The sequence below is a fragment of the Synechococcus sp. Lug-A genome (genome assembly GCF_024345655.1).
GTDB lineage: Bacteria > Cyanobacteriota > Cyanobacteriia > PCC-6307 > Cyanobiaceae > MW101C3.
Window position 1 is genome coordinate 35,714 of sequence record NZ_JAGQBN010000014.1, and the last position, 25,177, is coordinate 60,890.

At 66.3% G+C, this 25,177-nt stretch carries 27 protein-coding genes; 7 read left to right on the forward strand and 20 right to left on the reverse strand.

The annotated features are described in order from the left end of the window. Positions 1–3 precede the first annotated feature (3 nt). From KBY86_RS11235 to KBY86_RS11280, 10 genes are all read right to left on the reverse strand, one after another. A complete protein-coding gene (locus KBY86_RS11235) occupies positions 4–1,854 on the reverse strand; it encodes an NAD(P)H-quinone oxidoreductase subunit F (RefSeq protein ID WP_198948300.1) in 1,851 nt (616 codons plus the stop codon). 76 nt (positions 1,855–1,930) lie between these two features. Next, entirely contained in the window at positions 1,931–2,404 is a 474-nt protein-coding gene (locus tag KBY86_RS11240; protein WP_255101229.1) for a bacterioferritin, read from the reverse strand. A 2-nt stretch (positions 2,405–2,406) separates the two neighbouring features. Further along, positions 2,407–2,985, reverse strand: coding sequence for a BMC domain-containing protein (locus KBY86_RS15245; RefSeq protein WP_399221461.1), 579 nt, complete (start codon positions 2,983–2,985; stop codon positions 2,407–2,409). Positions 2,986–3,262: 277 nt separating this feature from the next. Beyond that, positions 3,263–3,514 carry a carboxysome peptide B gene (locus KBY86_RS11250; RefSeq protein ID WP_094513240.1) on the reverse strand — a complete coding sequence of 84 codons (252 nt, stop codon included), beginning with the start codon at positions 3,512–3,514 and terminating at the stop codon, positions 3,263–3,265. Further along, the gene (locus KBY86_RS11255) at positions 3,514–3,786 is read right to left on the reverse strand and encodes a carboxysome peptide A (RefSeq protein WP_094513236.1); all 273 of its coding nucleotides are present in this window, start codon (positions 3,784–3,786) and stop codon (positions 3,514–3,516) included. The genes KBY86_RS11250 and KBY86_RS11255 overlap by 1 nt, the downstream gene beginning before the upstream one ends. Position 3,787: 1 nt before the next feature. Next, positions 3,788–5,224 carry a carboxysome shell carbonic anhydrase gene (locus KBY86_RS11260; protein ID WP_399221463.1) on the reverse strand — a complete coding sequence of 479 codons (1,437 nt, stop codon included), beginning with the start codon at positions 5,222–5,224 and terminating at the stop codon, positions 3,788–3,790. Between the two features lie 265 nt (positions 5,225–5,489). Continuing rightward, positions 5,490–7,934, reverse strand: coding sequence for a CsoS2 family carboxysome shell protein (locus KBY86_RS11265; protein ID WP_255141129.1), 2,445 nt, complete (start codon positions 7,932–7,934; stop codon positions 5,490–5,492). A gap of 147 nt (positions 7,935–8,081) precedes the next feature. Next, positions 8,082–8,423 (reverse strand): ribulose bisphosphate carboxylase small subunit, encoded by a 342-nt coding sequence (locus KBY86_RS11270; RefSeq protein ID WP_094513225.1) that lies wholly within the window; start codon positions 8,421–8,423, stop codon positions 8,082–8,084. Positions 8,424–8,509: 86 nt separating this feature from the next. Next, the gene (locus KBY86_RS11275) at positions 8,510–9,922 is read right to left on the reverse strand and encodes a form I ribulose bisphosphate carboxylase large subunit (protein ID WP_094513223.1); all 1,413 of its coding nucleotides are present in this window, start codon (positions 9,920–9,922) and stop codon (positions 8,510–8,512) included. 73 nt (positions 9,923–9,995) lie between these two features. Then, the gene (locus KBY86_RS11280) at positions 9,996–10,307 is read right to left on the reverse strand and encodes a BMC domain-containing protein (RefSeq protein WP_015107695.1); all 312 of its coding nucleotides are present in this window, start codon (positions 10,305–10,307) and stop codon (positions 9,996–9,998) included. Between the two features lie 232 nt (positions 10,308–10,539). On the opposite strand from KBY86_RS11280, the gene KBY86_RS11285 reads away from it, so the two are divergent. The 3 genes from KBY86_RS11285 (at position 10,540) to bchL (ending at position 14,464) form a co-directional block, all read left to right on the forward strand. Then, the gene (locus KBY86_RS11285; protein ID WP_255141130.1) at positions 10,540–11,793 is read left to right on the forward strand and encodes a ferredoxin:protochlorophyllide reductase (ATP-dependent) subunit N; all 1,254 of its coding nucleotides are present in this window, start codon (positions 10,540–10,542) and stop codon (positions 11,791–11,793) included. Then, positions 11,784–13,439 carry a ferredoxin:protochlorophyllide reductase (ATP-dependent) subunit B gene (locus tag KBY86_RS11290; protein ID WP_255141131.1) on the forward strand — a complete coding sequence of 552 codons (1,656 nt, stop codon included), beginning with the start codon at positions 11,784–11,786 and terminating at the stop codon, positions 13,437–13,439. The genes KBY86_RS11285 and KBY86_RS11290 overlap by 10 nt, the downstream gene beginning before the upstream one ends. 125 nt (positions 13,440–13,564) lie before the next feature. Further along, positions 13,565–14,464 (forward strand): ferredoxin:protochlorophyllide reductase (ATP-dependent) iron-sulfur ATP-binding protein, encoded by a 900-nt coding sequence (gene bchL, locus KBY86_RS11295; RefSeq protein ID WP_094513214.1) that lies wholly within the window; start codon positions 13,565–13,567, stop codon positions 14,462–14,464. 80 nt (positions 14,465–14,544) lie between these two features. Here bchL and KBY86_RS11300 read toward each other — a convergent pair whose 3' ends face one another. The 5 genes from KBY86_RS11300 to psaM form a co-directional block, all read right to left on the reverse strand. Beyond that, entirely contained in the window at positions 14,545–15,435 is an 891-nt protein-coding gene (locus KBY86_RS11300) for a hypothetical protein (protein ID WP_255141132.1), read from the reverse strand. Further along, the gene (locus KBY86_RS11305) at positions 15,435–15,986 is read right to left on the reverse strand and encodes a hypothetical protein (RefSeq protein WP_255141133.1); all 552 of its coding nucleotides are present in this window, start codon (positions 15,984–15,986) and stop codon (positions 15,435–15,437) included. The genes KBY86_RS11300 and KBY86_RS11305 overlap by 1 nt, the downstream gene beginning before the upstream one ends. A 73-nt stretch (positions 15,987–16,059) precedes the next feature. Next, positions 16,060–17,073, reverse strand: coding sequence for a protochlorophyllide reductase (locus KBY86_RS11310; RefSeq protein ID WP_094513208.1), 1,014 nt, complete (start codon positions 17,071–17,073; stop codon positions 16,060–16,062). Between the two features lie 123 nt (positions 17,074–17,196). Further along, the gene (locus KBY86_RS11315; RefSeq protein ID WP_233133039.1) at positions 17,197–17,517 is read right to left on the reverse strand and encodes a hypothetical protein; all 321 of its coding nucleotides are present in this window, start codon (positions 17,515–17,517) and stop codon (positions 17,197–17,199) included. 292 nt (positions 17,518–17,809) lie between these two features. Beyond that, positions 17,810–17,914, reverse strand: a complete 105-nt coding sequence (gene psaM, locus KBY86_RS11320; protein WP_094513206.1) for a photosystem I reaction center subunit XII — start codon at positions 17,912–17,914, stop codon at positions 17,810–17,812. A gap of 85 nt (positions 17,915–17,999) precedes the next feature. Here psaM and KBY86_RS11325 point away from each other — a divergent pair, with 85 nt between their 5' ends. Continuing rightward, entirely contained in the window at positions 18,000–18,488 is a 489-nt protein-coding gene (locus KBY86_RS11325; RefSeq protein ID WP_261347572.1) for a CRR6 family NdhI maturation factor, read from the forward strand. 4 nt (positions 18,489–18,492) lie between these two features. Here the strand turns inward: KBY86_RS11325 and KBY86_RS11330 are convergent, their stop codons facing one another. After that, on the reverse strand, positions 18,493–19,263 hold the full coding sequence (locus KBY86_RS11330; RefSeq protein WP_255141162.1) for a sulfite exporter TauE/SafE family protein: 771 nt from the start codon (positions 19,261–19,263) through the stop codon (positions 18,493–18,495). A gap of 107 nt (positions 19,264–19,370) precedes the next feature. Here KBY86_RS11330 and KBY86_RS11335 point away from each other — a divergent pair, with 107 nt between their 5' ends. After that, positions 19,371–20,168: a lipoyl protein ligase domain-containing protein gene (locus KBY86_RS11335; protein WP_255141134.1), complete on the forward strand. Its 798-nt coding sequence runs from the start codon at positions 19,371–19,373 to the stop codon at positions 20,166–20,168. On the opposite strand, the gene KBY86_RS11340 is transcribed toward KBY86_RS11335, so the two are convergent. Then, on the reverse strand, positions 20,114–21,358 hold the full coding sequence (locus KBY86_RS11340) for a site-2 protease family protein (RefSeq protein WP_094513196.1): 1,245 nt from the start codon (positions 21,356–21,358) through the stop codon (positions 20,114–20,116). The genes KBY86_RS11335 and KBY86_RS11340 overlap by 55 nt on opposite strands. 81 nt (positions 21,359–21,439) lie before the next feature. Here KBY86_RS11340 and KBY86_RS11345 point away from each other — a divergent pair, with 81 nt between their 5' ends. Further along, entirely contained in the window at positions 21,440–22,105 is a 666-nt protein-coding gene (locus tag KBY86_RS11345; protein WP_255141135.1) for a phosphoribosylanthranilate isomerase, read from the forward strand. A 58-nt stretch (positions 22,106–22,163) separates the two neighbouring features. Beyond that, entirely contained in the window at positions 22,164–22,673 is a 510-nt protein-coding gene (locus KBY86_RS11350; protein ID WP_255141136.1) for a hypothetical protein, read from the forward strand. Between the two features lie 7 nt (positions 22,674–22,680). On the opposite strand, the gene folE is transcribed toward KBY86_RS11350, so the two are convergent. The 3 genes from folE to KBY86_RS11365 are packed head-to-tail and all read right to left on the reverse strand — an operon-like array spanning position 22,681 to position 25,156. After that, positions 22,681–23,424, reverse strand: coding sequence for a GTP cyclohydrolase I (gene folE, locus KBY86_RS11355; RefSeq protein WP_094513189.1), 744 nt, complete (start codon positions 23,422–23,424; stop codon positions 22,681–22,683). Between the two features lie 7 nt (positions 23,425–23,431). Further along, entirely contained in the window at positions 23,432–24,142 is a 711-nt protein-coding gene (locus tag KBY86_RS11360) for an SDR family oxidoreductase (protein WP_255141137.1), read from the reverse strand. A 24-nt stretch (positions 24,143–24,166) separates the two neighbouring features. Continuing rightward, positions 24,167–25,156 (reverse strand): acetyl-CoA carboxylase carboxyltransferase subunit alpha, encoded by a 990-nt coding sequence (locus KBY86_RS11365; RefSeq protein ID WP_094513184.1) that lies wholly within the window; start codon positions 25,154–25,156, stop codon positions 24,167–24,169. Positions 25,157–25,177: the final 21 nt, after the last annotated feature.

Genomic DNA, 25,177 nt, shown 5'->3' on the forward strand with positions numbered 1-25,177 from the left:
GGGTCATCGCACCACCCAGGAGAGCGAGGTGAGCAACAGCACGATCGCCACGGTCCCGGTAAGCACGTAGGTCTGGGTGTGACCGTTGACGCTCAGCTTGAGGCCTTCGGCACTGGCCAACGACAGGCTGCCCACCCGGTTCACCAGAGCGTTGACCACATCGCGGTCGAAGCGGGCGGCGGCACGCGAGAGCCCCGCCACCAGCGCCACGATCGTGACCCGGTAGATCCGATCGGTGTAGAAGTCGTAGGCGAGCAGATCCTGCAGCAGGCGCAGCGGCCGCAGGATCGTGACCGACCAGCCCTTGCGCAGCGGCAGCAGGCAGCCGGCCACCAGGGCGCCGGCACTGGTAAGCAGCAGCGAGAGCGCCACCGGCAGCGAGAACGAGGCCAGGCCGGGCACCGGGTCGATCACCACCATGATCAGCGGTGTGACCAGCACCAGCACGGTGAGGCTCACCATCGGCAGGGCCATCTGCCAGTTCACCTCAGGGGTGCGGCGCGTCTTGGGCTGGGCCGCGCCGAGGAACACCAGCCGGAACACCCGCGTGAGGTTGAGCACGGTGAGCGCGTTGGCGAGCAGCACGATCGCCGCCAGCCAGGGAGCGCTGCGCAGCATCGCCTGCACATCCAGACCCAGCGCCCAGAAGCAGCCGAGGGGAACCAGGCCGGTGGTACCTGCCGCCCCCACCAGGAACGCGCAGGTGGTGGCGGGCATGCGCCGACCCAGACCGCCCAGTTCGCTGAGGTCCTGGCAGTTGGTGGTGGCGATCACACAACCGATGCTCATGAACAGCAGTGCCTTGCCGACGGCATGGGCGAACAGCAACAGCAGGGCAATACCTGGCTGCTGCATGGCGATGGCAATGAACACCAACCCCATCGAGGCGCTGGTGGAATAGGAGAGCGTGCGCTTGATATCCACCTGAGCGATGGCCACGAGCGAACCGCCGATGGCGGTGACGGAGCCGAGCGCCACCAACGCCGCCAGGCTCAGGGGTGAAAGCTGCAGGATCGGCATCAGGCGCAGCAGCACGAGCGCGCCGCAGGTGACCACCACCGAGTTGCGCAGGATCGAAGCTGGATTCGGCCCCTCCATCGCCTCATCGAGCCACAGGTGCATCGGAAAAAGGGCGCACTTGCCCAGTGGCCCGGAGATCAGCGCCAGGCCGAGCAGATTGCCCGCCAGCGGGCTGATCTGTGCCCCTGCCGCCCAGCTGTAAAGGTCGTCGAAGCGCATCACCCCCGCCCACGCCGACAACGCCACCACCCCCATCAGCAGCAGCACGTCGCCCACCCGTTTGGTGAGGAAGGCATCGCGTGCGGCCGTCACCACCAGCGGCTGGGCATACCAGAAGCCCACCAACAGGTAGGTGGAGAGGGTGAGCATCTCCAGCAGGAAGTAGGTGAGAAACAGCGAACTGCTGAGCACCACCCCCGCCATCGCCCCCTCGAAAAATCCCACCAGGGCGTAGAAGCGCGCCAGCGACCACTCCTTGTCGAGGTAACCGAGCGCGAAGAACTGCGCCAGCAGGCTCAGCCCTGTCACCAGCTCCAGGCTGGCCAGGCTGGTGAGCGAGAGATCGAAGCTGAGCGAGAGGGTGAGGTCGGCGGCCTGAAACCAGGGCACCGTGATCGCGAAGGGGCCTTCACGCAGCACGACGGCCAGCACGGCGCTGCCATGCAGGAAGGCAACCAGCGAGACGAGAATGTTCAGGTACGCGGCCGGCCTGGGGCCATCGCGGCGAATCCAGCCGCAGGCCCACGGCAGCGACAGCACGACGCCGACGAAGCCATACAGAGGAATCAGCCAGGCCAGCTGAATGATCAGGGGCGGAGCGGCGACCGTGAGCAAGGTGGCGCGACGGGTGGGTTGGGACGTGGACCGTTCAGCAGTCTTGTTGTGCCAAGCCCGCCTGGGGGCCGAACACTCAGAAAGTGGCGCGTTGATTCACGAAAGCGCGCTGGTCGCCCAGCAACTGGTGGAGCCAGTCGTGCAGTTGCTCACCATGCAGGCGTTCTTCCGTCCAGAGGCGGTGGAAGAAATGGCCGTTGGCGGTATCGCCGATCAAGGCGCAGAAACGGCTGGCTTCCCCGTAGTGATCAACCAGGCGCTGCTCGAGCTCGGCATTGCGCCGCAGCAGACCGACCAGGTCGCCGGCAACGCTCACGGGCGTGAGCTGCGAAGCGGCGGGAGCCACGCCAAGCAGGAGCATGTGCTCCACGAGGCGCTGGGCATGCTGCATCTCCTCGGCGGTGTCGAGCCTGAAGCGCGCTGCCGCCTCCTCCTGGCCCCAGAGGCTCAGCAGTGACGCCTGGGTCATGTACTGCTGAACCGCGGAGAGCTCCAGGCTGAGGGCCCGGCCGAGATAGCCGAGCACCCGGGGATGGGTACCGGCCTGCATGATCAGCTCCTGCGCAGGGCGCCGCTGAAGGTCAGCACGGGCTCCAGTTCGGAGTGGGGGCGGGCAATGATGTGGGCCGCCACCAGGCCATCGCCCACCCGTTCGCAGGCATCGGCACCGGCGCGCACGGCAGCGTTCACAGCGCCGGTTTCACCACGCACCATCACGGTCACATAGCCGCCGCCCACGAATTCGCGGGAGATCAGGGTGACTTCAGCTGCTTTGGTCATGGCGTCAGCGGCTTCGATCGCCGGCACCAGGCCGCGGGTTTCAATCATGCCGAGGGCGATGCCGGTCGGTGTGGAGGCCATGGCTGTGCTCTCAGTAGGGGATGGGGTGGGGGGGGTGCCGCTGCCGCCGCGGGAGGAGCCGCGGCTGGCAGAGGAGGGGGTGGCGGCGCGGGAGGGGGTCGCTCGCCGGGGGGTGGGTGTGGACGGCGCCCTGCGCCGGCTGGTGGAGCGGACCGGCGCCGAACGGGCCGGGCTGCTGGTGGCGATCGCCTTCGCCGGGACGGTGATCGGCGGGGACGCTTCTCCAGCCGGGACGGAGGAAACAGCCGACGGCGAAGCCGCGGCAGCCACCGTTGGAGCAGCGCTGCTGGACGCAGGGGTGCTGCTGGCGGCTGGGGCCGCTGCCTGGGGTGTGGGTGCGGGGGCTGCAGTGGCCGCTGAAGCCGATGGCGCGGCCGCCGCAGGGGTGACGGCAGGCAAGGCCTTGGCCGGATCCGCTGACGCCGTTGTCGTGGAGGGAGGGGTCACGGCAGCGGCGGGCGATGTGCGGCGGGACGAGGGCTGGCGGGAGGAGGGGGTGGCCATGGGGCAGCAGGAACGGACGGTATGGAAGTTGGAGAGGGAAGGGTCAACCGTCCGGGTCCCACAGGTCGATGATCCCGCCGATGGTCAGATCGGTCTGGATGTCGGGATTACCGGTGGCGAAGCGGGCTGCAGAGCCGCTGGCGGTGAACACCCAGTTGCCGGGCAGGGCGCCGATGGGATCGACCGCCACGCTGAGCTTGCCCTTGGTGTTGCGCAGCACCCGCAGGTGGCAGTGACGCAGACCTTCGATCCGCTGGGTGCAGACAAGCGATCCGGTGACCTGCATGATCTCCATCAGGCAGATCTCCGTTCGGCCGATCCAGATTCAGGATCCCAGTGGTCAATGATGCCCACAATTGTGAGATCGCTGGGATACGACTTACTGCCGGCTGCTTCCCGGGCAGCAGAGCTACCCACGCAGATCACCCAGTCGCCGGGAATGCAGCCAACGGCATCGACCGCCACTTTCTGGGAACTGCCATCCAGCACCACCTGAAGATGCTTGTGCTCGAACTCAGCGATGCGATTGGTGGCCACCAGAGGCTTGAGCACTTTGCAGATCAACATCTCAGTGCCCTCCTCCCGTGCCGAAGCTGATCGAAGACCCTACGGCTTCGGCTGGGGCATGCTGATCACGGTCGCGCACGGTCAGCAGGGTTTGCAGCAATCCCTCCGCACACAGCTGGCTGTAGCGGCTGCGAATGGCCGCATCCGTGCGGCGGCAATGCTGGATGGCCCGATCCCGAGCCCCCGGCACGCTGCCGTGATAATCAAAACGCACCACCACTGGCACCGGCAGTCCGCGTGACACATTCAGTCCCTTGAAGATCTTCACGCCCACATCCATGTCTGCGGAGCCTTCCTCCAGGGTGTCCATGTGAGCGAAGTAAGTGAGATTACGCAAATGAATCTCCTTAAAACCGATGCCAACACCGATGAAGCGTTCGGCATGGCCAGCGTCCACATAGGCACCCTCGTGATAAGTGCGCACATAATCAATCTGGGAAAGATTGTGCTCTAGAAGCCGGGCCACCAGTGCCACCATGCCGTCATCGGGTTCACCGGGAGCCGCCTGGCGCACCAGTGAGAGCAGCTTGTGGCGGGCAGCCTCAGGAGTCAGGGCCTGGGTGTCGTCGTAGGCCTGGCGGGCATCCAGCCAGCGCTCCAGATCCGTGGTCCCATCCTGAGCCGGAACGTGTACGCGGATGGCATCGGTGTCGGTGTCCATGCCGATCAGCAGCAGATCCACCGAAGCGCCGCAACAGAAGCTGTTCTCCACCGCCTGCTGGAAGTCACGGAGGCGGGCAAGGGCAGAGGCGGCGGCCAGCACATCATTGGAGCCGTGGGCGGCGCAGCCTTCGTGCAGCGGATCGCGGGAACTGAAGTGATACATCGCCACCTTGAGGTAGCGGGTGGCCTCGTGGGCGGGATTCGGCCGGCCCTCGCGGTAACGCAGGTGCTCAGTCTTCACCCAGCGATCCACCGTGTTCTCCACATCAAGCAGGGCGCCGGCGTGGGGCCGGCGGCGCACGGAGCTGAACGGCAGGCGCAGCGCGTAGGTGATGGCGTGGGCCAGACGCCCATCAGCGCAGGGAGTGACATCGAGCAGATGGAACCCACACGCCAGCAGAAAGGCATTGAAGGCCTCAGCCGCGGCGGTTCCATCCTGGGCTTCGAGTGGGTCTTCACGGAAGAAAGCCCCACTGACCTGTTCATAGGTTTCGAACACGCACCAAGCGAACAGAGTGCGCATGTCGAGCTGCTGCACCCAGGCCGATTCCAGGATGGGCAGGGGCAGCTCAAAGCCCAGCTCGGCGGCAGCGTGCTGCTGGGCCTGGGCGATGAAATCGGGTTCGTGCTGAAGCGCCGAGAGCCGTTTGAGCACCGGCACGATGCGGTCGAAGGCCCCCTTCACCTGGGCGTCGTAGGCGTGCAGGCGTTCGTTGGCAGCGGAATCGGTGAGCGGGTGAAGCGCCCCCTCCGGCAGTGGACGGCGGCCGCGCATGGGCCGGGTGGGACGGAACGGGCCGCGGGCACCCGCCTTGGCGCGGGCCAGAGACAGCGGATCGGCAGCCCGGAGGATGGGTTCGGGAGCGAGCGAGCGCAACTCCTGTGGAGCCGCCCGCATGAGTGACTCGGGCGCGATCGCCTGGATACCGGTCTGGTCCTGACGGCGCCGCGGAGCCGTGGGAGCCAGAGGCCTCTCAACGGAGGGATAGCGGCGCGAAGAAGCCAACGTCAGCAGTCGAGCGAAGGGACGAAACGAAGCATCAACCGCGGGCACCACCGGAAACGGTGATCAGGGAGCCCTTGTCCGTGCCACCGCTGGAGCCGGTCACGCGGCTCACCGGCTGGGCAATCTCATCGTTGCGCTTCGGCTGAACAGGAGCCATGGCGGACATCGGGCCGGTGCGGGTGGGATTGCGGCGGCGTGCCGAGGCTCCCTCCGTGCCGGTGACACGCTTGCCCCGGTCCCAGTCATCGCCGGTGATGTGCAGCCCGGCAGAGATACCTTCGCCAGTCACCCGTGAGAGCGGGCGCTCGCCTTCTGCCGGTTCAGCGAGCGGGGGAGCAGAAACCACCGCAGGGCCGGGGGCCATGCGCCGGGCCATCGGGATGGTGGCGGCGACGCTGGGGCTGGTGGGACGGTCGAAGCGGAACTGTTCGGTGCCGGTGACTTTGTCACCGGCCAGATCAAAAGGGCCGGTGATCCTGGCGCTGGTTTCGTAGCGGGTTCCCGTCACAGCATGGCTTCGTTCCCGCTGCTGATGGGCGGCGCGGGCCGGCGACTGAACGCTGAACTGTTGCCAGGGCTGGGTGTCGAGCGGCTGAGGGAAATCGGCCTCATGGCCCTCGGCGGCACCGCAGGCCTCGTTGAACTGGTCGGCGCCCACGTACGGGGTGCCGGTGACTGGCTCACAGGCACCCTTGGAGGCGCCGGTCATGATGCCGCCGATGCCGGGTTGAAGGCCACTGAGGCGCGGTCCTGGGGTGCCCATGCCGACGGGGACTCTCTGGCGGATCGTGCGGACCGCTTCGGGTGCACACCAGCCGGAAGCCTGCTCAAGGCCGGCATAGGGAGTGCCGGTGACGGCCTTGCAGGTGCCGGGCTCATCGCCAGTGACCTTGGAGGAGCGGCCGGTGTTGGTGCCGGAGACGATCTGCTGCTTGCCGGTGAGGCTGAAGCCCACCTTGGCCGCTTCCGGCTCGGGGCGCGCCCCGCAGAAACCTTCGTACTGCTGGCTGCCGATGTATTCATCACCGGTGACCCGGCGGCAGGTGCCCGGCTCGTTGCCGGTGACCTTTTCGGAGCGGCCCACGAGAGTGCCGGTGATGCCCGTGCCCCTGAGGGTGTGCACCTGGCCCACCTTCGGTGGCGCCTGACCGGGGCTGGCGATCGAGTCGTTGCCGACGTACTGGGTGCCGGTGGTGCGTACCGAGGCGCCGTGCTCATCACCGGTGACCTTCTCGGAACGACCCACCATCACACCGGAGACCGGGCGGCCACCGAGGGTCTGGCTGAGGCCCACCTTGCGGGGACTGGGGGAACCGGTGGTGCCGCAGTAAGCCGCCGCCTGGTTAGCGGAGATGTATTCGGTGCCAGTGATCGACTTGCAGGTACCGGGCTCGTCGCCGGTGACCTTCTCAGAGCGGCCGACTTCGTTGCCGGTGACGCGGTTGCCATGGGTGGTGGCGGTGACGCGCACCTTGGCTGGCTGCAGGGGGGTAGGTTCGTTCTGGCAGAACAGGCGGAAGACGTCGGCGCCCATGTATTCGGTGCCGGTGACCGGCCGGCAGGTGCTGGCCTCGTTACCGGTGGTCTTCTCGGAACGATTGGCCTGCGTGCCGGTGACCACCTGACCTCGGGTGGTTTCACTGGCGCCCACCTTCCAGGTGGCGTCCTGAGCGCCGACGGGCCGGTTGGCACCACGACGGGGACCGCAGGGCCGCGAGGTGCCACCGCAAGGACCCACGGCGCCGGCACCGTTCTTGCTCTTGAGGTCGCGAAGGCGCTGGGCGAGTTCGCGGCTGCTCATCTCGGGGTTGCCTTGCCGCACGACGGCGGCTGTGCCGTTGGAGCCATTGGTGGCGGCGGATTTTCCGTGCTTGGAGAGAGCTTCGCGGCGGGCCAGGCCCCGGGCACGGCTGGGGTTGTGCTGGGCCACCCGGCGGTTGCCGGAAAGGCGGCGATCGTCGCTGCGGCTGGCAGAGCTAGTGGAACCAAGGCCGGCGGTGCGGCCGCTGCCGAGTGACCACTGGTCTGAAGCCGCAGGGCGTTCAACAGCAGCAGCGGCGGCGTCTGTCTTGCCCTTGCACTTGCAATCGGATGGCTTGGCGGCAGCAGAGGTGGAAGGCGCTTCCTTGCGGGTGCGATCGCGGCTGGTGTCGGCGCGCTTTCCCTTCTTGCTGAGGGCTTCGCGGCGGGCCAGCACCAGATCCCGGCTGGGGTTGGCGATGCGCGACGGAATCGAGCGCTGGCTGGATCCACTGGGAGCGGCGCCGAGCTGTTCAAAGCGAGGCGAGCGGCGCTCGGGAGCGGAGACAACGGCAGCAGGTTTGGGAGGGGCCGCTTCCACAGTGCGGGCTGGGCGAGCTTCGGCAGCACCACGCACCCGGTTGGGGCTGGAGGAATAACGCTTCTCAGCAGACTTTCCGGCGGTGGAAAGTGCCAATCGACGTGCCAGTGCCGCTTCGCGACTGGATTGAGTTGCCATATCCGCCCGGTAAGGAAAGTGCCAGTGAACGTTCGTTGCGCGCAGCGTCAGACCGATCGACCGAGCGATGCGGTACTGAACAGAACTGGGAGCGTTTGGAGTGAAAGGAATGGGAGGAGGTCCCGCCGAAGCGGGACCCACACCGCTTCAGCGCGCTTCGAAAACCACGAAGCAGGAACCCTGGCTCTGGGTGTAGGCGTCGTAGCCCACCAGACGCACGTGGTGATCGGGGTAGGCACGATGGCAGGCCTCGAGCTCACTCACGATCACGCCCAGATCCTTCTCGCCGAAGAAGGGGAGCTTCCAGTACGACCAGTAGGTGGCCATGGAACGGCTGGGGTGGACATGCTCAACGAGCGGGCTCCAACCCTGGGCAATGATGTAAGCGATCTGGTCGTAGATCTCGTCCTGGGACATCGGCGGAAGAAAGCCGAAGGTCTCCAGGGTGGCGACTGTTTGATAGTCACCCACGGTGCTCTTGAAGGGCATGGGGGTCCTTGAAGTGGAGGGGAAGGTTCAGAGGAGCTCCGCAGTGGCGGTGAAACAGGTTCACCGCCAGAACGGACTGGGGAAAATCAGCCGACGTCGAGCTTGTCGACGGTGTCGAACTCGAATTTGATTTCCTTCCAGGTTTCGAGAGCGATGGCCAGCTCAGGGCTGTGCTTGGCGGCTTCCATGAGGATGTCGCGGCTCTCCTTCTCGATCTCGCGACCGGCGTTGCGGGCCTTGACGCAGGCCTCGAGGGCCACACGGTTGGCGGCGGCGCCAGCGGCGGAACCCCAGGGGTGGCCGTGGGTGCCACCACCGAACTGCAGCACGGAATCGTCGCCGAAGATCGCCACCAGTGCGGGCATGTGCCACACGTGGATACCGCCGGAGGCCACGGCGAAGACGCCGGGCATGGAGCCCCAGTCCTGGTCGAAGAAGTTGCCGCGGCTGCGATCTTCAGGAACGAAGGATTCACGCAGCTGGTCGATGAAGCCCAGGGTGGTCTGGCGATCACCTTCAAGCTTGCCCACCACGGTGCCGGTGTGCAGCTGGTCACCACCGGAGAGACGCAGGCACTTCGCCAGCACCCGGAAGTGGATGCCGTGCTTGGGATGGCGGTCGATCACCGCGTGCATGGCGCGGTGAATGTGCAGCAGCATGCCGTTCTTACGGCACCACTTCGACAGACCGGTGTTGGCAGTGAAGCCACCGGTGATGTAGTCGTGCATGATGATCGGCTGACCCAGTTCTTTGGCGAACTCGGCCCGCTCGTACATCTCTTCAGGAGTGGCGGCGGTGCAGTTGAGGTAGTGACCTTTGCGCTCGCCGGTTTCCTGTTCCGCCGATTTCACGGCTTCTGCCACGAACTCGAAACGGTTCTGCCAGCGCTGGAAGGGCTGGGAGTTGATGTTTTCGTCGTCCTTGGTGAAGTCAAGACCGCCGCGGAGGCACTCATAGACCACCCGGCCGTAGTTCTTGCCGGAAAGGCCGAGCTTGGGCTTGATGGTGCAACCGAGCAGAGGACGGCCGTACTTGTTCATCCGGTCGCGCTCGACGCAGATGCCGTTCGGCGGGCCGGGGCAGGTCTTGATGAAGGCCATCGGGAAGCGGATGTCTTCCAGACGCAGGTGGCGCAGGGCCTTGAAGCCGAACACGTTGCCCACCAGGGAGGTGAGCACGTTGGTGATCGAACCTTCCTCGAACAGATCGAGGGGATAGGCAATGAAGGCATAGAAGGATTCCTTGTCGCCAGGAACGTCTTCGATGCGGTAGCAACGGCCCTTGTAGAAGTCGAGATCGGTGAGGAGCTCGGACCACACGGTGGACCAGGTGCCGGTGGAAGATTCAGCGGCCACGGCGGCAGCCACTTCTTCTTTGGGAACGCCTTCCTGGCCGGTGACCTTGAAGCAGGCCAGCAGGTCGGTGTCGAGGGGAACGTAGTCGGGAGTCCAGTACGTATCTCTGTACTCCTTGACCCCGGCGTCGTACTTCTTGCTCATGGGGGAAATCTCGTGGTGGGTCGGGTGGGAAGGGGAAAGCTGGGCAGCCCTCGATTCAGGGGCGGTTCAGCTCTCAGTCCTTGGAGCCCAGACCAAAGCTGCTGTTGAGCGCCGGTTCGACTTCACGGTGCGGGCGGGCAATGATGTGGGCTGCCACGAGGCCGTCGCCGACACGCTCGCAGGCGTCAGCGCCAGCGCGAACAGCAGCGTTGACAGCGCCGGTTTCACCGCGCACCAGCACGGTGACGTAGCCGCCGCCGACGAACTCACGACCGATGAGACGCACTTCTGCGGCTTTGGTCATCGCGTCGGCCGCTTCGATCGCGGGCACCAGGCCGCGGGTCTCGATCATGCCGAGGGCGATGCCCATGGTTTCATTCGCCATTGACGACTCCGGAACTGTGAGGAGGAGGTTCGCTAGGAACACTGCTCTTCGGGGTACCCCTGCGTCAAGCGATTTGGGTGGCCCTTCCCATCACCGTCCATGGTGAACCCGATAAGCGCTGCTCATGGGTTCCAGGTCGTTACGCCCTGTGAAGGAAACCGCTGATGTGGCCAGCTTTCCTCTCTCTTTGACGCCGGACGGATTAACCAGGAAGGGACCAACACCCGTGCCCATGGCCTCGACGCCAACCCTGCCGCCCTTGTTGCGTGAAAGCGGCCAGCGGGAGGTCTTTTGTGGTCTCACCTCGATCGTGTGGCTGCACCGCCGCATGCCGGATGCCTTCTTTCTGGTGGTGGGCTCCCGCACCTGCGCGCACCTGGTGCAGTCGGCGGCAGGGGTGATGATCTTTGCTGAACCCCGCTTCGGCACAGCGATCCTGGGGGAAAGGGATCTGGCTGGCCTGGCCGATGCCAATGAAGAGCTCGACCGGGTGGTGAACGACCTGCTGGAGCGCCGGCCCGAAATCCGCACCCTGTTCCTGGTGGGCTCCTGCCCGTCGGAAGTGATCAAGCTTGACCTGGCCAAGGCGGCGGAGCGGATCAACACCCGCATGCGCGGCCGTGTCCGGGTGGTGAACTACTCAGGCAGCGGCATCGAAACCACCTTCACTCAGGGCGAAGACGGCGCCCTGAGTGCGCTGGTTCCCTTGCTGCCCAGCACCGATGAAAGCCAGCTGCTGCTGGTGGGAACCCTGGCCGATGGCGTCGAGGACCGCTTCCTCACCCTGTTCGAGCGCCTGGGTGTCGGTCCGGTTCGCAGCCTGCCGCCACGCCAGTCGACAGATCTCCCCGCCGTTGGCCCGGGCACCAAGCTGTTGCTCGCCCAGCCCTTTCTCAGCGACACGGTTCGGGCACTGGAGCGCCGCGGCGCCACCCGCCTCGCCAGCCCTTACCCCCTGGGAGTGGAGGGCAGCCGCGCCTGGATGGCCGCCGCCGCCGCCGCCTTCGGTGTCGACCCCGGCCTCGTGGCGGATGTGCTTGATCCGCTGGTGGAGCGGGGCCGCCGGGCGCTGGCTCCACTGCGGCAGCAACTCGAAGGCAAGCGTCTCTTCCTGATGCCCGACTCCCAGCTGGAGATCCCGTTGGCCCGCTTCCTCAGCCGCGAATGCGGCATGGAGCTGGTGGAGGTGGGCACCCCCTATCTCGATCGCCCCCTGATGGCGGAAGAGCTGGCCCTGCTGCCGGAGGGCACGCAGCTCAGTGAAGGCCAGGACCTGGAACGGCAGCTGGAGCGGGTGCGCGCCGCCCGTCCCGATCTTGTGGTCTGCGGGCTGGGGATCGCCAATCCGCTGGAAGCGGAGGGCATCGCCACGAAGTGGTCGATCGAGCTCGTCTTCAGCCCCATCCACGGCATCGACCAGGCCGCCGATCTCGCCGAATTGTTTGCCCGTCCGCTGCACCGCCGCCAACTCCTGAAATGGAACTGACCCTCTGGACCTACGAAGGCCCCCCTCATGTGGGCGCGATGCGGATCGCCGCCTCGATGGAAGGGCTGCACTACGTGCTGCATGCGCCCCAGGGCGACACCTACGCCGACCTTCTGTTCACGATGATCGAGCGGCGAGATCGCCGTCCCCCCGTCACGTACACCACCTTCCAGGCCCGCGACCTCGGCGGTGACACCGCTGAACTGGTCAAGCGTTCGATCCAGCAGGCGGTGGATCGCTTCCAGCCCGAAGCCCTGCTGGTGGGCGAGAGCTGCACGGCGGAACTGATCCAGGACCAGCCGGGTGCACTTGCCGGTGGGATGAATCTCGGCGTGCCGGTGGTGAACCTGGAACTGCCCGCCTATTCAAAGAAAGAGAACTGGGGGGCAGCCGAAACCCTCTATCAGCTCTGCCGCAGCCTGCTGCGCGAGCAGGTGCCGGCGCCCGGAACTCCGCGGCCCTCACCCGATCGCTGGCGGGCCGAAGGCCGTCGGCCGCGGGTGAATCTGCTCGGACCGAGCCTGCTGGGGTTCCGCTGCCGCGACGACATCAAGGAGATCCGCGGCCTGCTGAGCGAACACGGCATCGATGTGAACGTCGTGGCACCGATGGGCGCCAGGCCTGCCGATCTGTTGCGCTTACCGGAAGCTGACGCCAATGTCTGCCTGTATCCGGAAGTGGCCGGGCCACTCTGCAGCTGGCTGGACCGCCAGTTCGGCACGCCGGTGGTGCGCACCGTGCCCATCGGTGTGGGAGCCACGCGGCGGTTTCTTGACGAACTGAGCACCGTGCTCGATCTGGAAGCGCCCGAAGCCAACGAGGCCGACCTGCGCTCCAGGATGCCGTGGTACTCGCGCTCGGTGGATTCCACTTACCTCACCGGCAAGCGGGTGTTCATCTTTGCCGATGCCACCCACGCGATCGCCGCTGCGCGCATCGCCGCCGATGAGCTCGGCTTCACGGTGGTGGGCCTGGGCACCTACAGCCGCGAGCTGGCCCGCGAGGTGCGGGCCGCAGCCAAGGACCTGGGGCTGGAAGCCCTGATCACTGATGACTACCTCGCCGTGGAGAAGGCGATGGGAGAGGCCGCACCGGAGCTGGTGCTGGGCACCCAGATGGAACGCCACAGCGCCAAACGGCTGGGCATTCCCTGTGCGGTGATCAGCGCTCCGCTGCACGTGCAGGACGTGCCGGCCCGTTACGCCCCGCAGATGGGCTGGGAAGGGGCGAACGTGATCTTTGATTCCTGGGTGCACCCGCTGATGATGGGTCTGGAGGAACACCTGATCGGCATGTTCCGCCACGACTTCGAATTCGTCGAAGGGCACCGCAGCCATCTGGCTGAGGGAGCGCCTCCCCGTCAGGCTGCGGCAACCGAGCCTGTCCTGGCCGCGCTGGCCGGGCCGTCCCTGGCAGTGGCGACCAACGGCGCCGCAGCAGCGGGCGCCACGGCCACACTGGCACCTCCCTCAGTGACCGAAGGCGTCGCGGTCTGGAGCGCCGACGGCGAAGCCGCCCTGCGCAAGATCCCCTTTTTCGTGCGTGGCAAGGTGAAAACCAACACCGAAACCTTCGCCCGTGAACACGGGTTGGTGGCGATCACCGAAGAGGTCCTCTATGACGCCAAGGCGCATTACAGCAAGTGAGGGATTGAGCGCAGAGCAGCCGGGAGATGTTTCGGTTTGCACCATGCGCGAACACGCTTGGCCGTGCTGACCTTGCATGGAACCAAGCCATTGTTCGGCCCCGTTTCAAGGCAAGGATCGCGCTGATGACAGCCACGCTCACGACTCCCACCAATCGCGTTGAAGACGGCGAAGGCAGCCTGCAGGTGCACCAGGACGCCTCGATGAACATCGAGACCGGCGCCCTGGTGATTGCGGTGTACGGCAAGGGGGGGATCGGAAAATCCACCACCTCCTCCAACCTCTCGGCCGCCTTTTCGAAGCTCGGCAAGCGGGTGCTGCAGATCGGCTGCGATCCCAAGCACGACAGCACCTTCACCCTCACCAAGAAGATGGTGCCCACGGTGATCGACATCCTCGAAACCGTGGACTTCCACAGTGAGGAGTTGCGGCCTGAAGATTTCGTCTTCGAGGGCTACAACGGCGTGATGTGCGTGGAGTCGGGTGGGCCGCCGGCTGGCACCGGCTGCGGGGGTTACGTCACCGGCCAGACGGTGAAACTGCTCAAAGAGCACCACCTGCTGGAAGACACCGATGTGGTGATCTTCGACGTACTGGGCGATGTGGTCTGCGGTGGGTTTGCCGCGCCCCTTCAGCATGCCCATTACTGCCTGATCGTCACGGCGAACGACTTCGACTCGATCTTCGCCATGAACCGGATCATGCAGGCGATCAATGCCAAAGCCAAGAACTACAAGGTGCGGCTCGGTGGTGTGATTGCCAACCGCTCGGAGGAAACCGACCAGATCGATAAGTTCAACGAGCGCACGGGCCTGCGCACGATGGCCCACTTCAAAACCGTTGATGCCATCAGGAAATCACGCCTGAAGAAGTGCACCATCTTTGAGATGGAACCCAGCCCGGAAGTGGAGGCGGTGCAACAGGAGTACCTGAGCCTTGCTCAGAAGATGCTCAGCGATGTGGAACCGCTGGAGGCCGAATCCCTCAAGGATCGGGACATCTTCGATCTGCTGGGCTTCGACTGAGCACGGATCGCCGGCGGCACACCCCCCGTCGCCGGCATGACACGTTCCCGCAGCGATGACTCCGCCGGTTCAGACCCGGTTCACACTTCGGCAGCCGCCCGTTCCACCAGGCGGCGGGCCACTGCCTGCACACCCGTGTGGGCATAGGTGTCGGTAAAGGCGTCCAGGAACACGGCGAACTGATCCAGTCGCCCCTGCCACGGTCCCAGCGTTGATTCCATCGCCCGCACGGCAGATTGGCCGGTGAGGGCGAGTTCAGCCGTGAATCCGCCGGCCCAGCCCAGCCACTGGTCCACGCCCCGGCGCAGAAAGCTGAGGTGGGCCTGATCGCCGCGCCCCGGAATCAGACCGGCCATCTGCCGGTAGGAGGGCAGCCGCTGCAGATCTTTCTGGCCAGCCGCCCCCAGCAGGCCATCCAGGCGTTGCAGGGCCTGATCACCGAGCGGCAGCAGGGCGTCGAAGCAGATCAAGGCAGCCATCCGCACCCTCGCTTCACCGGCGTAGTCGGCCAGGGCAGCGCCGAAGGCGCCGAAGCTGTCGCCGGGCAGGCCATTGACCTGGGTGAAGGCCAGGAGCTCCGCCGCCACCTTCAGGCTCAGATCCACCGCCTGCAGGGTGTCGCCAGGCGGCGTCAGATCGGCCAGGCGCTTGAGCAAGGGCAGACCAGCGCTCACGTTGGCGAGCAGCCGCACCCCACCGGCCGCGTGCTGGGAACGGTTCACGGCGTCGTACAGGCTGAGCGCACGGCCATAGCCCTCGGCGCGGGCACGGCTCAGCAGATCGGCACGGGAACGGATGCGGGCGATCAGGGCAGGATCGTCGTCGCCGATCACCTCCTTGATCAGATCCTCAGCGCTGCGGAGGTTGGTCCACCCCCCGGGCACCAGGGTGCTGATGCCCTGGAGCGCCAGCACGGTGAGGCCCCGGCGGGGCAGACGCTCAAGGCGCTCAAGCACAGTGGGGCGGGCCATCAGCGCACCAGAGCAAGGGATGGGACCGTGGCGGCAGGCCCTGTCGACGGGCCGAGCCGCCTGGGCCGCACGGAAGCGAGGGCCTTGAGGTCAAAGCTCTCCAGCAGCTCATGGCGCTCCTGCGCATCAAGGCCAACGCCCTGGCCGATCACCTTCACCTGAAAGCGGCCACCCACCAGCACGGCGCTGGCCTGGCTGCCCTGCTCCACCAGGGGCCAGCCGGCCAGGGTGTCAGCGGCGGCGGCGAACTTCTCGCGGGCCTCGGGGGCGGTGGTGGTGTCGGAGATCGCCAACAGCGCCACCACTTCGCCACTGCGCTTCAGCCTGGCCTCGCTGAAGCCACGCTTCTCCTGGCTGAACACCAGCTCTTCGCCCGGCGAGGCCGCCGGGAACAGGCGGTTGAAGGCCGTGCCGTTGACCACCTGCTGGGCGGGCACATCGCCCACCGTGCCGCCGGGGAGCCAGTCGGAGAAGGGGAGCAGCACCACAGCCCCCACGACCAGGGCGGCAGCGAGGCCAAGGGCAAGGATCCAGCGCAGGAAGCGGGGCATCGACAGGCTGGGCGAAGAACAGAGAAGGGGAGAATCTGGGAAAGAAAGCGAAGAGGGGCTGGCCGGCGACGACTCAGCTCAGGCCCACCAGTTGCAGGGAAAGGTCCCAGGTCTGGGCAGCGATGGCGGGATCGCTGGCTTTCTCCGAGAGCTCCTGCACGAACTGCTTGCCGCCCTGCTTCTGCCGGTTGCCCCAGCTCCAGTGGGCACCGGACACGGCGAAGGCTGGATCGGCCACCACTTGCGCCACCCTGACGCCGGCCAGCTCCTGGCTGACATAGCCGCCGGTGATGTTCTTCTGAAACCAGGGGAAGATCTTCTGAAAAAGGGGATAGCTGTTGCGGAACAGCGGCGTATCCGCCACACACCCCGGATAGAGCGAACTGAACACGATGCCGGTGCGTTCGTGCAAGCGCCGGTGCAGCTCCTGCGTGGTGATCATGTTGCAGAGCTTGCTGTCCTTGTAGGCCTTGCCCGGCTTGAATGGCTTGCCGCTGGCCATGGTGATCGGGGCCTTGAACCCTGCCTTGAAGCCGGAGAGATCGCCCAGATCGGCGGGCGCCGGGATCGGGATCTTGCCGCCCAGCTCCTTGGAGTTCGCCGTGACCGTGCCCAGGATCACCAGGCGGCGCGACGGATGGGTGGAGCGCTGCAGATCCTCGAGCAACAGCTGTATCAGCAGGAAGTGGCCCAGATGGTTGGTGGCCATCGACAGCTCGTAACCCTGGGGCGAACGCAGCGGCTGCTTGAGCAGTGGCAGGTACACCGCCGCATTGCATACCAGCGCATCGAGCGGCCGCCCGGTGGCACGGAACGCCTGCACCAGCCCCCGGACGCTGTCGAGATCGCCGAGGTCCACCTGCAGGTGGGTGACGCTGGCCTCCGGAAGGCCCAGAGCCGTGGCGGCCGCGCGGGCCTTGGCGGTGTCGCGGCAGGCCATCACCACATGCCAGCCGCAGCCCACCAATGCCTTGGCGGCATAAAGACCCACGCCCGACGACGCACCTGTGACCATCACCGTGCCGGGCTGGCCGGTGGTGACTGCGGTGCCGGCCGTTGAAGAGGCGGAGGTCTGCTCTGTCGCCATGGGTTGAAGGGACGCGGTGCGCCTCAACCTAAGGAGGGAGCCTCAGGTCTCCGGGGCTTTACCGGCGAGATTCAACAGAAGGAAACGCGCAACGAGCGCCCCAGGGGAAGGGAGGAAGCAGGGTCAACCGCCTGCTGGAGCGGGCTTCGACGCCGGTGTGGACTGGGCGGCTGATGAATTCTTGAGCTGGGAATCTTCCCAGACGATCCGCAGCCGATTGGGAGCGATCCATTGATCCTGCTCACGAATCAAACGCTGTTCGCCGTCCTTGGAAAAGAGCTGATCGAAGCGTTGCTGAACTTTGCGGAGTTTATTTTTTTCGATATCGAGAATGGCACTGATTTCGCCGTGGCTGTCAAGCCGCTGCTGGTAAGCCCCAGCCAGGTGCACCAGGCTCACAGAGGCGAGCAGGCCAAAGCCGAGCTTCACGGCCAGGCCGATCACGCTGCAGAGAAGTTCCTGGCGTTCACTCGAGGCCTGCCAGCCGTCGGGGTGCAGGTCTGCGGTGGTGCTGGAGGCGGCGGAGCTCAGGCGGGTGACAACCCCGGCTGGGGCGGCAGATCGTCCGTGGCCAATGCGAGGGAGATCTTTTCCCCCTGCAGGAGGCTTGGCACGGCTGGCCCGGCGCGGGCTATCGGTGGGAGCCTGACGGGAGCGCAGGGCGGAAGCCAATGGGGGCGGCGCAGGGGTTGCCGTCTTGTAGCAGGCGGAACGCCCCCTGCCAAGGCCTGAAGCTTCAGGAGTTGTAGAGGCTGACGCTCAGACGGATGGCCAGCACGCCGGCGTGGGCCGCCACAACCAGCGCGATCAGAACTTCAACCTGGCTCAGAGAGGTGACCATGGCCGACGAAAACAAGCGTTTGACGCCACCATTGTTGGCTCAACCCTGCCATGGGCCCGACCCAACCGTTGGGCTGTCACAGCTCTTGATCTCCTCCGTTCCCTCCCTGCTGCCCATCTCCGCCGATCAGATCCGGGCCCTCGACACCTCACCCCTGATGGCCTGGAGTTCGCTCTCCGCCGCCCAGCTGATCGAGCAGGCGGGCAGCCTGCAGCTCAGCTTTGAGTGGCCCCGTCCCCAGGAAGATCCGCGCGAGCTGTCGGAAGTGCCGGATGTGCGGCTCTGGAACCTGCGGGCCGACGCCCTGCATCCCTGGCTGCCGTTCGTGCTTGATCGCGGCAGCGGCCAGCTGTGCCGGCACGTGGCCATGCTGTTGCCCCACGGCTTCAGCCGCAACGAGGGGATTCGCTTCGCGCCGGAGAGCCTGGAGCTCTGGATCACGCACCGGCTTTTTCTGCTCGACGACTGGAGCCGCCGGCACGACCTGCACTGCCGCCAGGGTCTGGGGCAGATGGCGGCAGTGCTCGGCTTTGATCTCGACCCAGCCTTCTGGGCCGCACTGCCGGAGCACTGAAGCCTCAGGCGAGCAGCAACTGCAAGCCGCGCCGTCCGCTGTCCAGTGCCAGCGCCACCGTGATCGTGCGCAGCATCAGCACCAGGCGGGCCTCGCTCACCGTGTCCAGCCGCGCCGCCGACCAGCGGGCGGCCATGGCGGCTGAGCCCCCAAGCGACAGGGCCATCACCGCATCGGCACGCCCACCGGAGAGCAACTCCACCGAGGCGGCCGAGGCGGAGCAGAGCACCGCCAGGGTGCTGAGCCGGATGGCCGCATGCAACGGCATCCTCAGGCCCTTCACCATCAGCGGCACCATCATCAGCCCGCCGCCCACACCGAGCAGGCCCCCGGCAAAGCCAGCCAGCCCTCCCACCGCCACCAGCCCTGGCAGGGGAACGGGTGGCTCCTCTGCGCCGGCAGCCGCCCCCCGACGGGGTTCGATCGTGAGGGCCAGCACGGCGTACATCAGCGCCTGCAGGGCCAGCAGGTGCCAGCCCTGCAGCAGCCCGCCCAGGCGGCTGAACGCGACGCCGCTGACGGCCGCCGCCACGCCGATCGCCAGGCAGGGCCGCACGGCGAGATGGCCCTGCCGCAGATGCGACCAGGTGCCACCCAAGGTGGTGGGCACGATCGCCACGGTGCTGGTGGCCAGGGCCTCATGCGGCGGCAGACCGTTCAGCAGCAGCATCGGAGCGAATACCAGCCCGCCACCGATGCCGAGCAGGCCCGACAGCAATCCGGCCACCACCCCCATCAGCAGCAGGGGCAGAAGTGGCAGCAGGTCGATCAGCATGGTGACGCCCTGACGCCCAGCCACTGGCCCCTGCATCTTCCCTGACGCCCACCCTGCCCACGCATTGGCGCTGGATCCCGCCCCTGACCAGCAGCGGTGATCGCCAGATGGCTATCGATGATCTGCTGCTCGACGGCCTGGTGCAGGGTTCTGGCCAGGGGGTGCTGCGTCTGTACCACTGGGACCGGCCGACCTTGTCCTTGGGGCACCACCAGCACCGGCTGGAACCCCACTGGCAGGCGCTGGTGGATGCCGGCCGCCTGTCCATGGTGCGCCGCCCCAGCGGCGGGAGAGCCGTGCTGCATGACGGCTGCCTCACCTACGCGCTGCACTGGCCAGCGGCCAGCGGAAGCCGCGCCCAGACCTACTGTCGCGCCGTCCAGTGGTTGCGGCAGGCACTGGCGGGGTGGGGCCATCCCCTTCACCCTGGGCAGCAGGCCGCCAGCCGTCAGCGCAGCAGCTGTTTCGCCACGAGCACGGCGGCCGACCTGGTGGAGGCGACTGGGGCCAAGCGGGTGGGCAGCGCCCAGCTCTGGCGGCGTGGGCACCTGCTGCAGCACGGCACGCTGCTGCTGCGGCCCTCAAGCACCCGCTGGCAGGAGGTGTTCGGGCTGGAGCCCCCGGCCGCGCTGGCCCCACTGCCGGTGGAGGGTGAGGCGCTGATCGAGGGCCTGCGGCAAGCCGCCCAGCAGGATCTGGGCGGCAGCTGGAGCAGCCGGCCGCTCAGCGGCAGGGAATGGGACGAGGTGGAGCAGCGCCGCGGCAACTTCGCCGTGCGCAGCGGCGGCAGCGGTCGGATGGCGGCTGAGGCGAAGGGGGCGGAGGTGGCCGTGGTGGTGAGGGATGGGCCTCAGCGCGGCACGTCACCGCCGGCCGATTCCAACGCCATGCCGCGGGCCACCTGAGCGATGGCCATACCGAGCGGGTAAGTGCCCTGGCGACGGGCCGCCTCAAGCAGCGCCGGAGGCAGGCGTACCCCCAGACGCTTGAGCACGACTTCAGAAAGCTCAGGCCGCTCGATCGTGCCAGTGGGCAGGCCGGAGACCCCCAGCACCAGCAAGCGATCGACGCCGGGCTCATCCAGTTGGACGGCGGCCTGCCAGAGGGGAGCGTCCTCCCGGATCGAGGGGAGCGTGGAGAGTGGCTGCTGGTGGTCGCCCACCCGTTCCTGATCCCAGCGCTGAACAGGCAACGACTGGAGGGGGTCGTCGTTGATCACGCCCTGCCAACGGCCCTGCTCACAGATCAGGACCCAATCGGCCGGTTGGATCGTTTCCTCCTTGCGGCGCAGCTGGCTGAGCTCCCGCAACGAGCAGCTGGACTCGAGCACCCGAAAACGACGCCGGGCGGCTTCACTCACCTTGAGATCGCGCAGGGCCTGCTGCAACGAGAGCAACTGCAGCTGATTGCGGGAGGCACCAAGACCAAACCAGCCCAGCACAATCAACCAGAACGCCCCGAAACCTCCCCCTCGCAGCACCAGCAGGGTGCCCATGCCCACCGCCATCAGGGAGAGGAAACGGCCGATCGCCGCCGCCACCTGAATGCCGCGCCGCTGGCTGCCGGTGAACTGCCACACCAGCGCCTTGACGATCAGGCCGCCGTCCAGCGGCAGCCCAGGCAGCAGATTGAACAGCGCCAGGATCAGGTTGAGCACCCCGAGCTGGGTGACCATCTCGCCCAGCAGGGGCGACAGATGGGCAGCCGGATGGGCCCCCGCCAGCAGCAGCCCCGCCAGGATCAGACTCACGAACGGTCCGGCAGCCGCCACCTGAAGCGCACCGATCGCGGTGCTGCATTCCCGCTCCACGGTGGCCACCCCACCGAGCAAGAAGAGTGTGATGCTGCGCACCTTGACGCCGTGAGCGATCGCCACCAGCGAATGCCCCAGCTCGTGGAGCAGCACCGATACGAACAGCAGCACGGCCGTTGCAGAGGCCAGCAGCCACAACGCCACTGGGGAGGCGCGCCCCACCAGGGAGACGGAATACTGTTGTTGGAAGCCTGCCGTGGCCAGACCCAGCACGATGAACCAGCTGGGATGGATCCGCAGCGGGATGCCGCGGATCTTGAACAACATCCAACCCTCGCCCACGCCGTTATCCAGTAGTGCCCCAGGGCTGACCCAAGGCCGTCGAAGCCCGATCCTAGAAACCTGGCGGATGGGCAGGCTGCGATGACCCCACTTCTCAAGATCTGCGGACTTCGCAGCCCGGACCAGGCGTACGCCGTGGCGGCGTTGGGGGTGGAGGCGATCGGCGTGATCGCGGTGCCAGGGTCACCACGGTGGCTGGAGCCCCAGCAGCGCGCTGCGGTGTTCAGCGCCGCACGCCAGGCCAATCCCGCCTGCCTGGGGGTGCTGGTGGTGGCCGATCCCGAGGACGCGATCCAGGAGCAGCTGGATCCCCTCATCGGTGGGCATCAGTTGCTGCAGCTGCACGGCAACGAGACACCCGAGCGCTGCCGGATGCTCAGCGAAACGCTGGGGTGCCAGGTGTGGAAGGCGCTGCGGATTCGCAGCCCGGAGGATCTCCAGCGGGCCGAGGACTACCGCGAGGTGGTGGCCGCCCTGCTGCTCGATGCCTGGGTGCCGGATCAACTGGGCGGCAGCGGCCGCCGCCTGCCGATTGCCTGGCTGGAAGGGTTTGCCCCCGGCTGCCCCTGGTGGTTGGCGGGGGGGCTGAGTCCGGGCAACGTGGGTGAGGTGCTGGAGCAGCTTCAGCCCGACGGTCTTGATGCGTCCAGTGGGGTGGAACTCGCACCGGGGGACAAGGACCTGGCCCGGGTGGCAGCTCTGGTGGAGGCCGTAAAGGGAAGCGGAAACGCAGCAGGCGGGAGCTGATGCTGGCGGTTGGCCCCAAAGCGGGCGAGCATCACGGGGTAGCCATCCCCCCTTCCCCTTGAGACCCATTCCATCGTTTTCACTGGCCCCGCTGCTGCTGCTGACGGCCCTGACCGGGAGTCAGGCGGCCGTGGCACAGGGCATGATCGCTGGCTGCCGGTTGGTGGGCGCCGACCTGCAGTGCGTGCCTGGGCTGACCACAACACCTGAACAGCAGATCCGGATCATGCAGGGTCAGATCAGCGCCGACACGGCCATGGAAGGGCTTGTGGATCAGCAGATCACAGGACTCAGCCAGTTGCTGCTGCAGGGGGAAACCGCCATTGGCTCCGTGCTGACTGCCCAGCTGATTGCCACCACCCTGGCCACCCTCAGCACCCCGGAGTTCCACTGGTACGTGAAGCGGCCGGGGGAGAGCACCTGGATCCTGATTCCCGGAGCGCAGGGAGGCGCTTACACCATCAAGCCGGCTGATGCCGGCAGCTTGCTGATGGTGGTAGCTGTAACCACGGAAAACGGGCAGGTGAAGCGCGAAGCGTCGCCCCCACTCGGCCCCTTGGGCCAATGATCTGAGCTCAGCTGGTGAGCATTGACTCCTGCTGCTTCACCAGCTCAAAGAATTCCTGCTTCAAGCTGGGATCGTGGCGAAAATCGCCGCGCACCACGGAGTTCACCATGCTGGTCTGGGGCTCCTTGACGCCGCGCCACTTCATGCAGTAGTGCTGTGCCTTGACCAGGATCGCCAGACCCTGGGGCTGGCAGAGACGCTCGATCTCATCGGCCAGGATCATGACGGCCTCCTCCTGGATGTGGGGACGGGAGAACACCCAATCGGCCACACGAGCGAATTTGGAGAGGCCGATCACCCGATCGCCTGGCTTGATGCCGATCCAGCAACTGCCAAGAATCGGAACCAGGTGATGGGAGCAAGCCGAACGCACCGAGATCGGACCGACGGTGTAGATCTCGTCGAGCTTTTTGACGTTGGGGAAGCTGGCAATCTTGGGCTGCTTGTGATAGCGGCCCTTGAACACCTCGTGTAGGTACATGCGAGCGACACGCTCTGCCGTTTCCTCGGTGTTGTGGTCGTTATCGATATCGATCACCAGACTGCGCAACATCTCGCGCACTTTTCCTGCCACCTCGATCTCGAGCTGCTCGAGCTCCCCCTCTTGGAGATGATCGGCCAGGTTGTCATTAGCGAAGAAGGAGACCCCGGCCTGCTGCAGGCGCTCACGAATGCGCAAGCTGACAGGTGCCGGACCCACTTCAGGCGTAAGGGCACGATCCAGCGGGGTGGAGGAAAATGTGGAGGTCATGGAAGACTCAAAGAACACCAGTTGCGGGCATCAGGGTGAGATCCTCCACCAGTTGAGACGGAGGCTGCTGGGCCAGATACAGCAGAGCTTCAGCGGCCTGATCTGCTGAAAGCATGGCACGCCGATCGAAGGACGCGTGGACGGTTTCCGTCCCCCACAGGGGGGTATCCACGGCACCGAGGGTGAGCGTGCTCACCCGGATGCCATGGCTACGTTCCTCTTCGGCGAGGCAGCGGCTGAACGATTCAAGCGCTGCCTTGGTGGCGCAATAAGCGCCCCACTCGGGGAAGGCGCGGCGGGCTGCGTGGCTGCTCACGTTGATGATCTGTCCCCCACCGATCTGACGCATGGCGGGAAGCACCGACTGGCAGACCTGGAAGACGCTGGTGAGATTCAACTGCCACAACCATTGCCAGTGCTCCAGTGTCATGGCGGCAAGCTCGCCGGTGTAAGCCGCGCCAGCGTTGTTGATCAATACGTTCGGCGCCGCATGGCTTGCCAGCAGTGCGGCGATGGCCGGCGCGATGGCGCTGGGATCAGCAAAATCCACGGTGGCGATCCCCACCTGCCTTCCCCTTTGCCGGAAGGGTTCAGCCACGGCTTCCAGATCCTGGAGCGTGCGTGCCATCAGCAGCAGATCCCAGCCAGCGCCGGCAAAGGAGCGAGCTGCAGCAGCTCCGATGCCCCTGGAGGCACCCGTGATCAAAACCGACGGCAAACCGAAACCGCTCCTGCTGAAACCCTAAGAACCCACGGTGGAATCCGTGGTACCGGCACCGAGCACCCGGCCCATGCGACGGAACTTGTCGTAGCGCTGCTGCAGAAGCTCCGCCTCGCTGAGCTGGCCCAGTACGGCCAACTGCTCGATCAAGGCGCTGCGGAGTGTGTCCGCCGCCTGCATCGGCCCCCAGTGATTGCCGCCTGAGGGCTCATTGAGCACAACATCGATCAACCCGAGTTGCAGCAGATCCGCTGCCGTGATCTTCAAGGCGGTGGCAGCGACAGGGGCTTTGGCCGCATCACGCCAGAGGATGGACGCGCAGGCCTCAGGGCTAGCCACGGTATAGACGCTGTGCTCGAACATCAGCAGCCGATCGGCCACGCCGATGCCCAACGCACCACCGGAGCCACCTTCACCGATCACGGTGGCGATCACCGGCACCCGCAGCCGGAACATCTCGCGCAGATTGACGGCGATCGCTTCCCCCTGGCCGAGCTCCTCGGCCAGAACCCCTGCATAGGCGCCCGGAGTGTCGATGAAGGTGAGGATCGGCAGCCGGAAACGATCGGCGTGCTCCATCAGCCGCATCGCCTTGCGATAGCCGCCAGGGGAAGCCATCCCGAAGTTGCGGGCCACGTTCTCCTTGGTGTCGCGGCCCTTCTGATGGCCGATCAGCACCACGGGCTGATCGCCGATGCGGCCGACTCCACCCACCAGAGCCTGGTCGTCGGAGCCTCGGCGATCGCCATGCAGCTCCAGCCACTCATCGGTGATCACCTGGATGTAATCCAGGGTGCTGGGACGCTGCGGGTGGCGGGCCACCTGGATCTTCTGCGCCGGAGTGAGGGCGCTGAAGATGTCCTCGCGGCGTCGGGCGGCAAGGGTTTCCAACTGAAGAAGTTGCTGGCTGACATCCACTTCGGAATCCTTTGCCAGCTGCCGGATCTGCTCGATCTGCTCCTCGAGCTCCACGAGCGGCTTCTCGAAATCAAGCAGGGGGCGTCGGGCCATGGGGTGGGGGGAGGCGGGAGT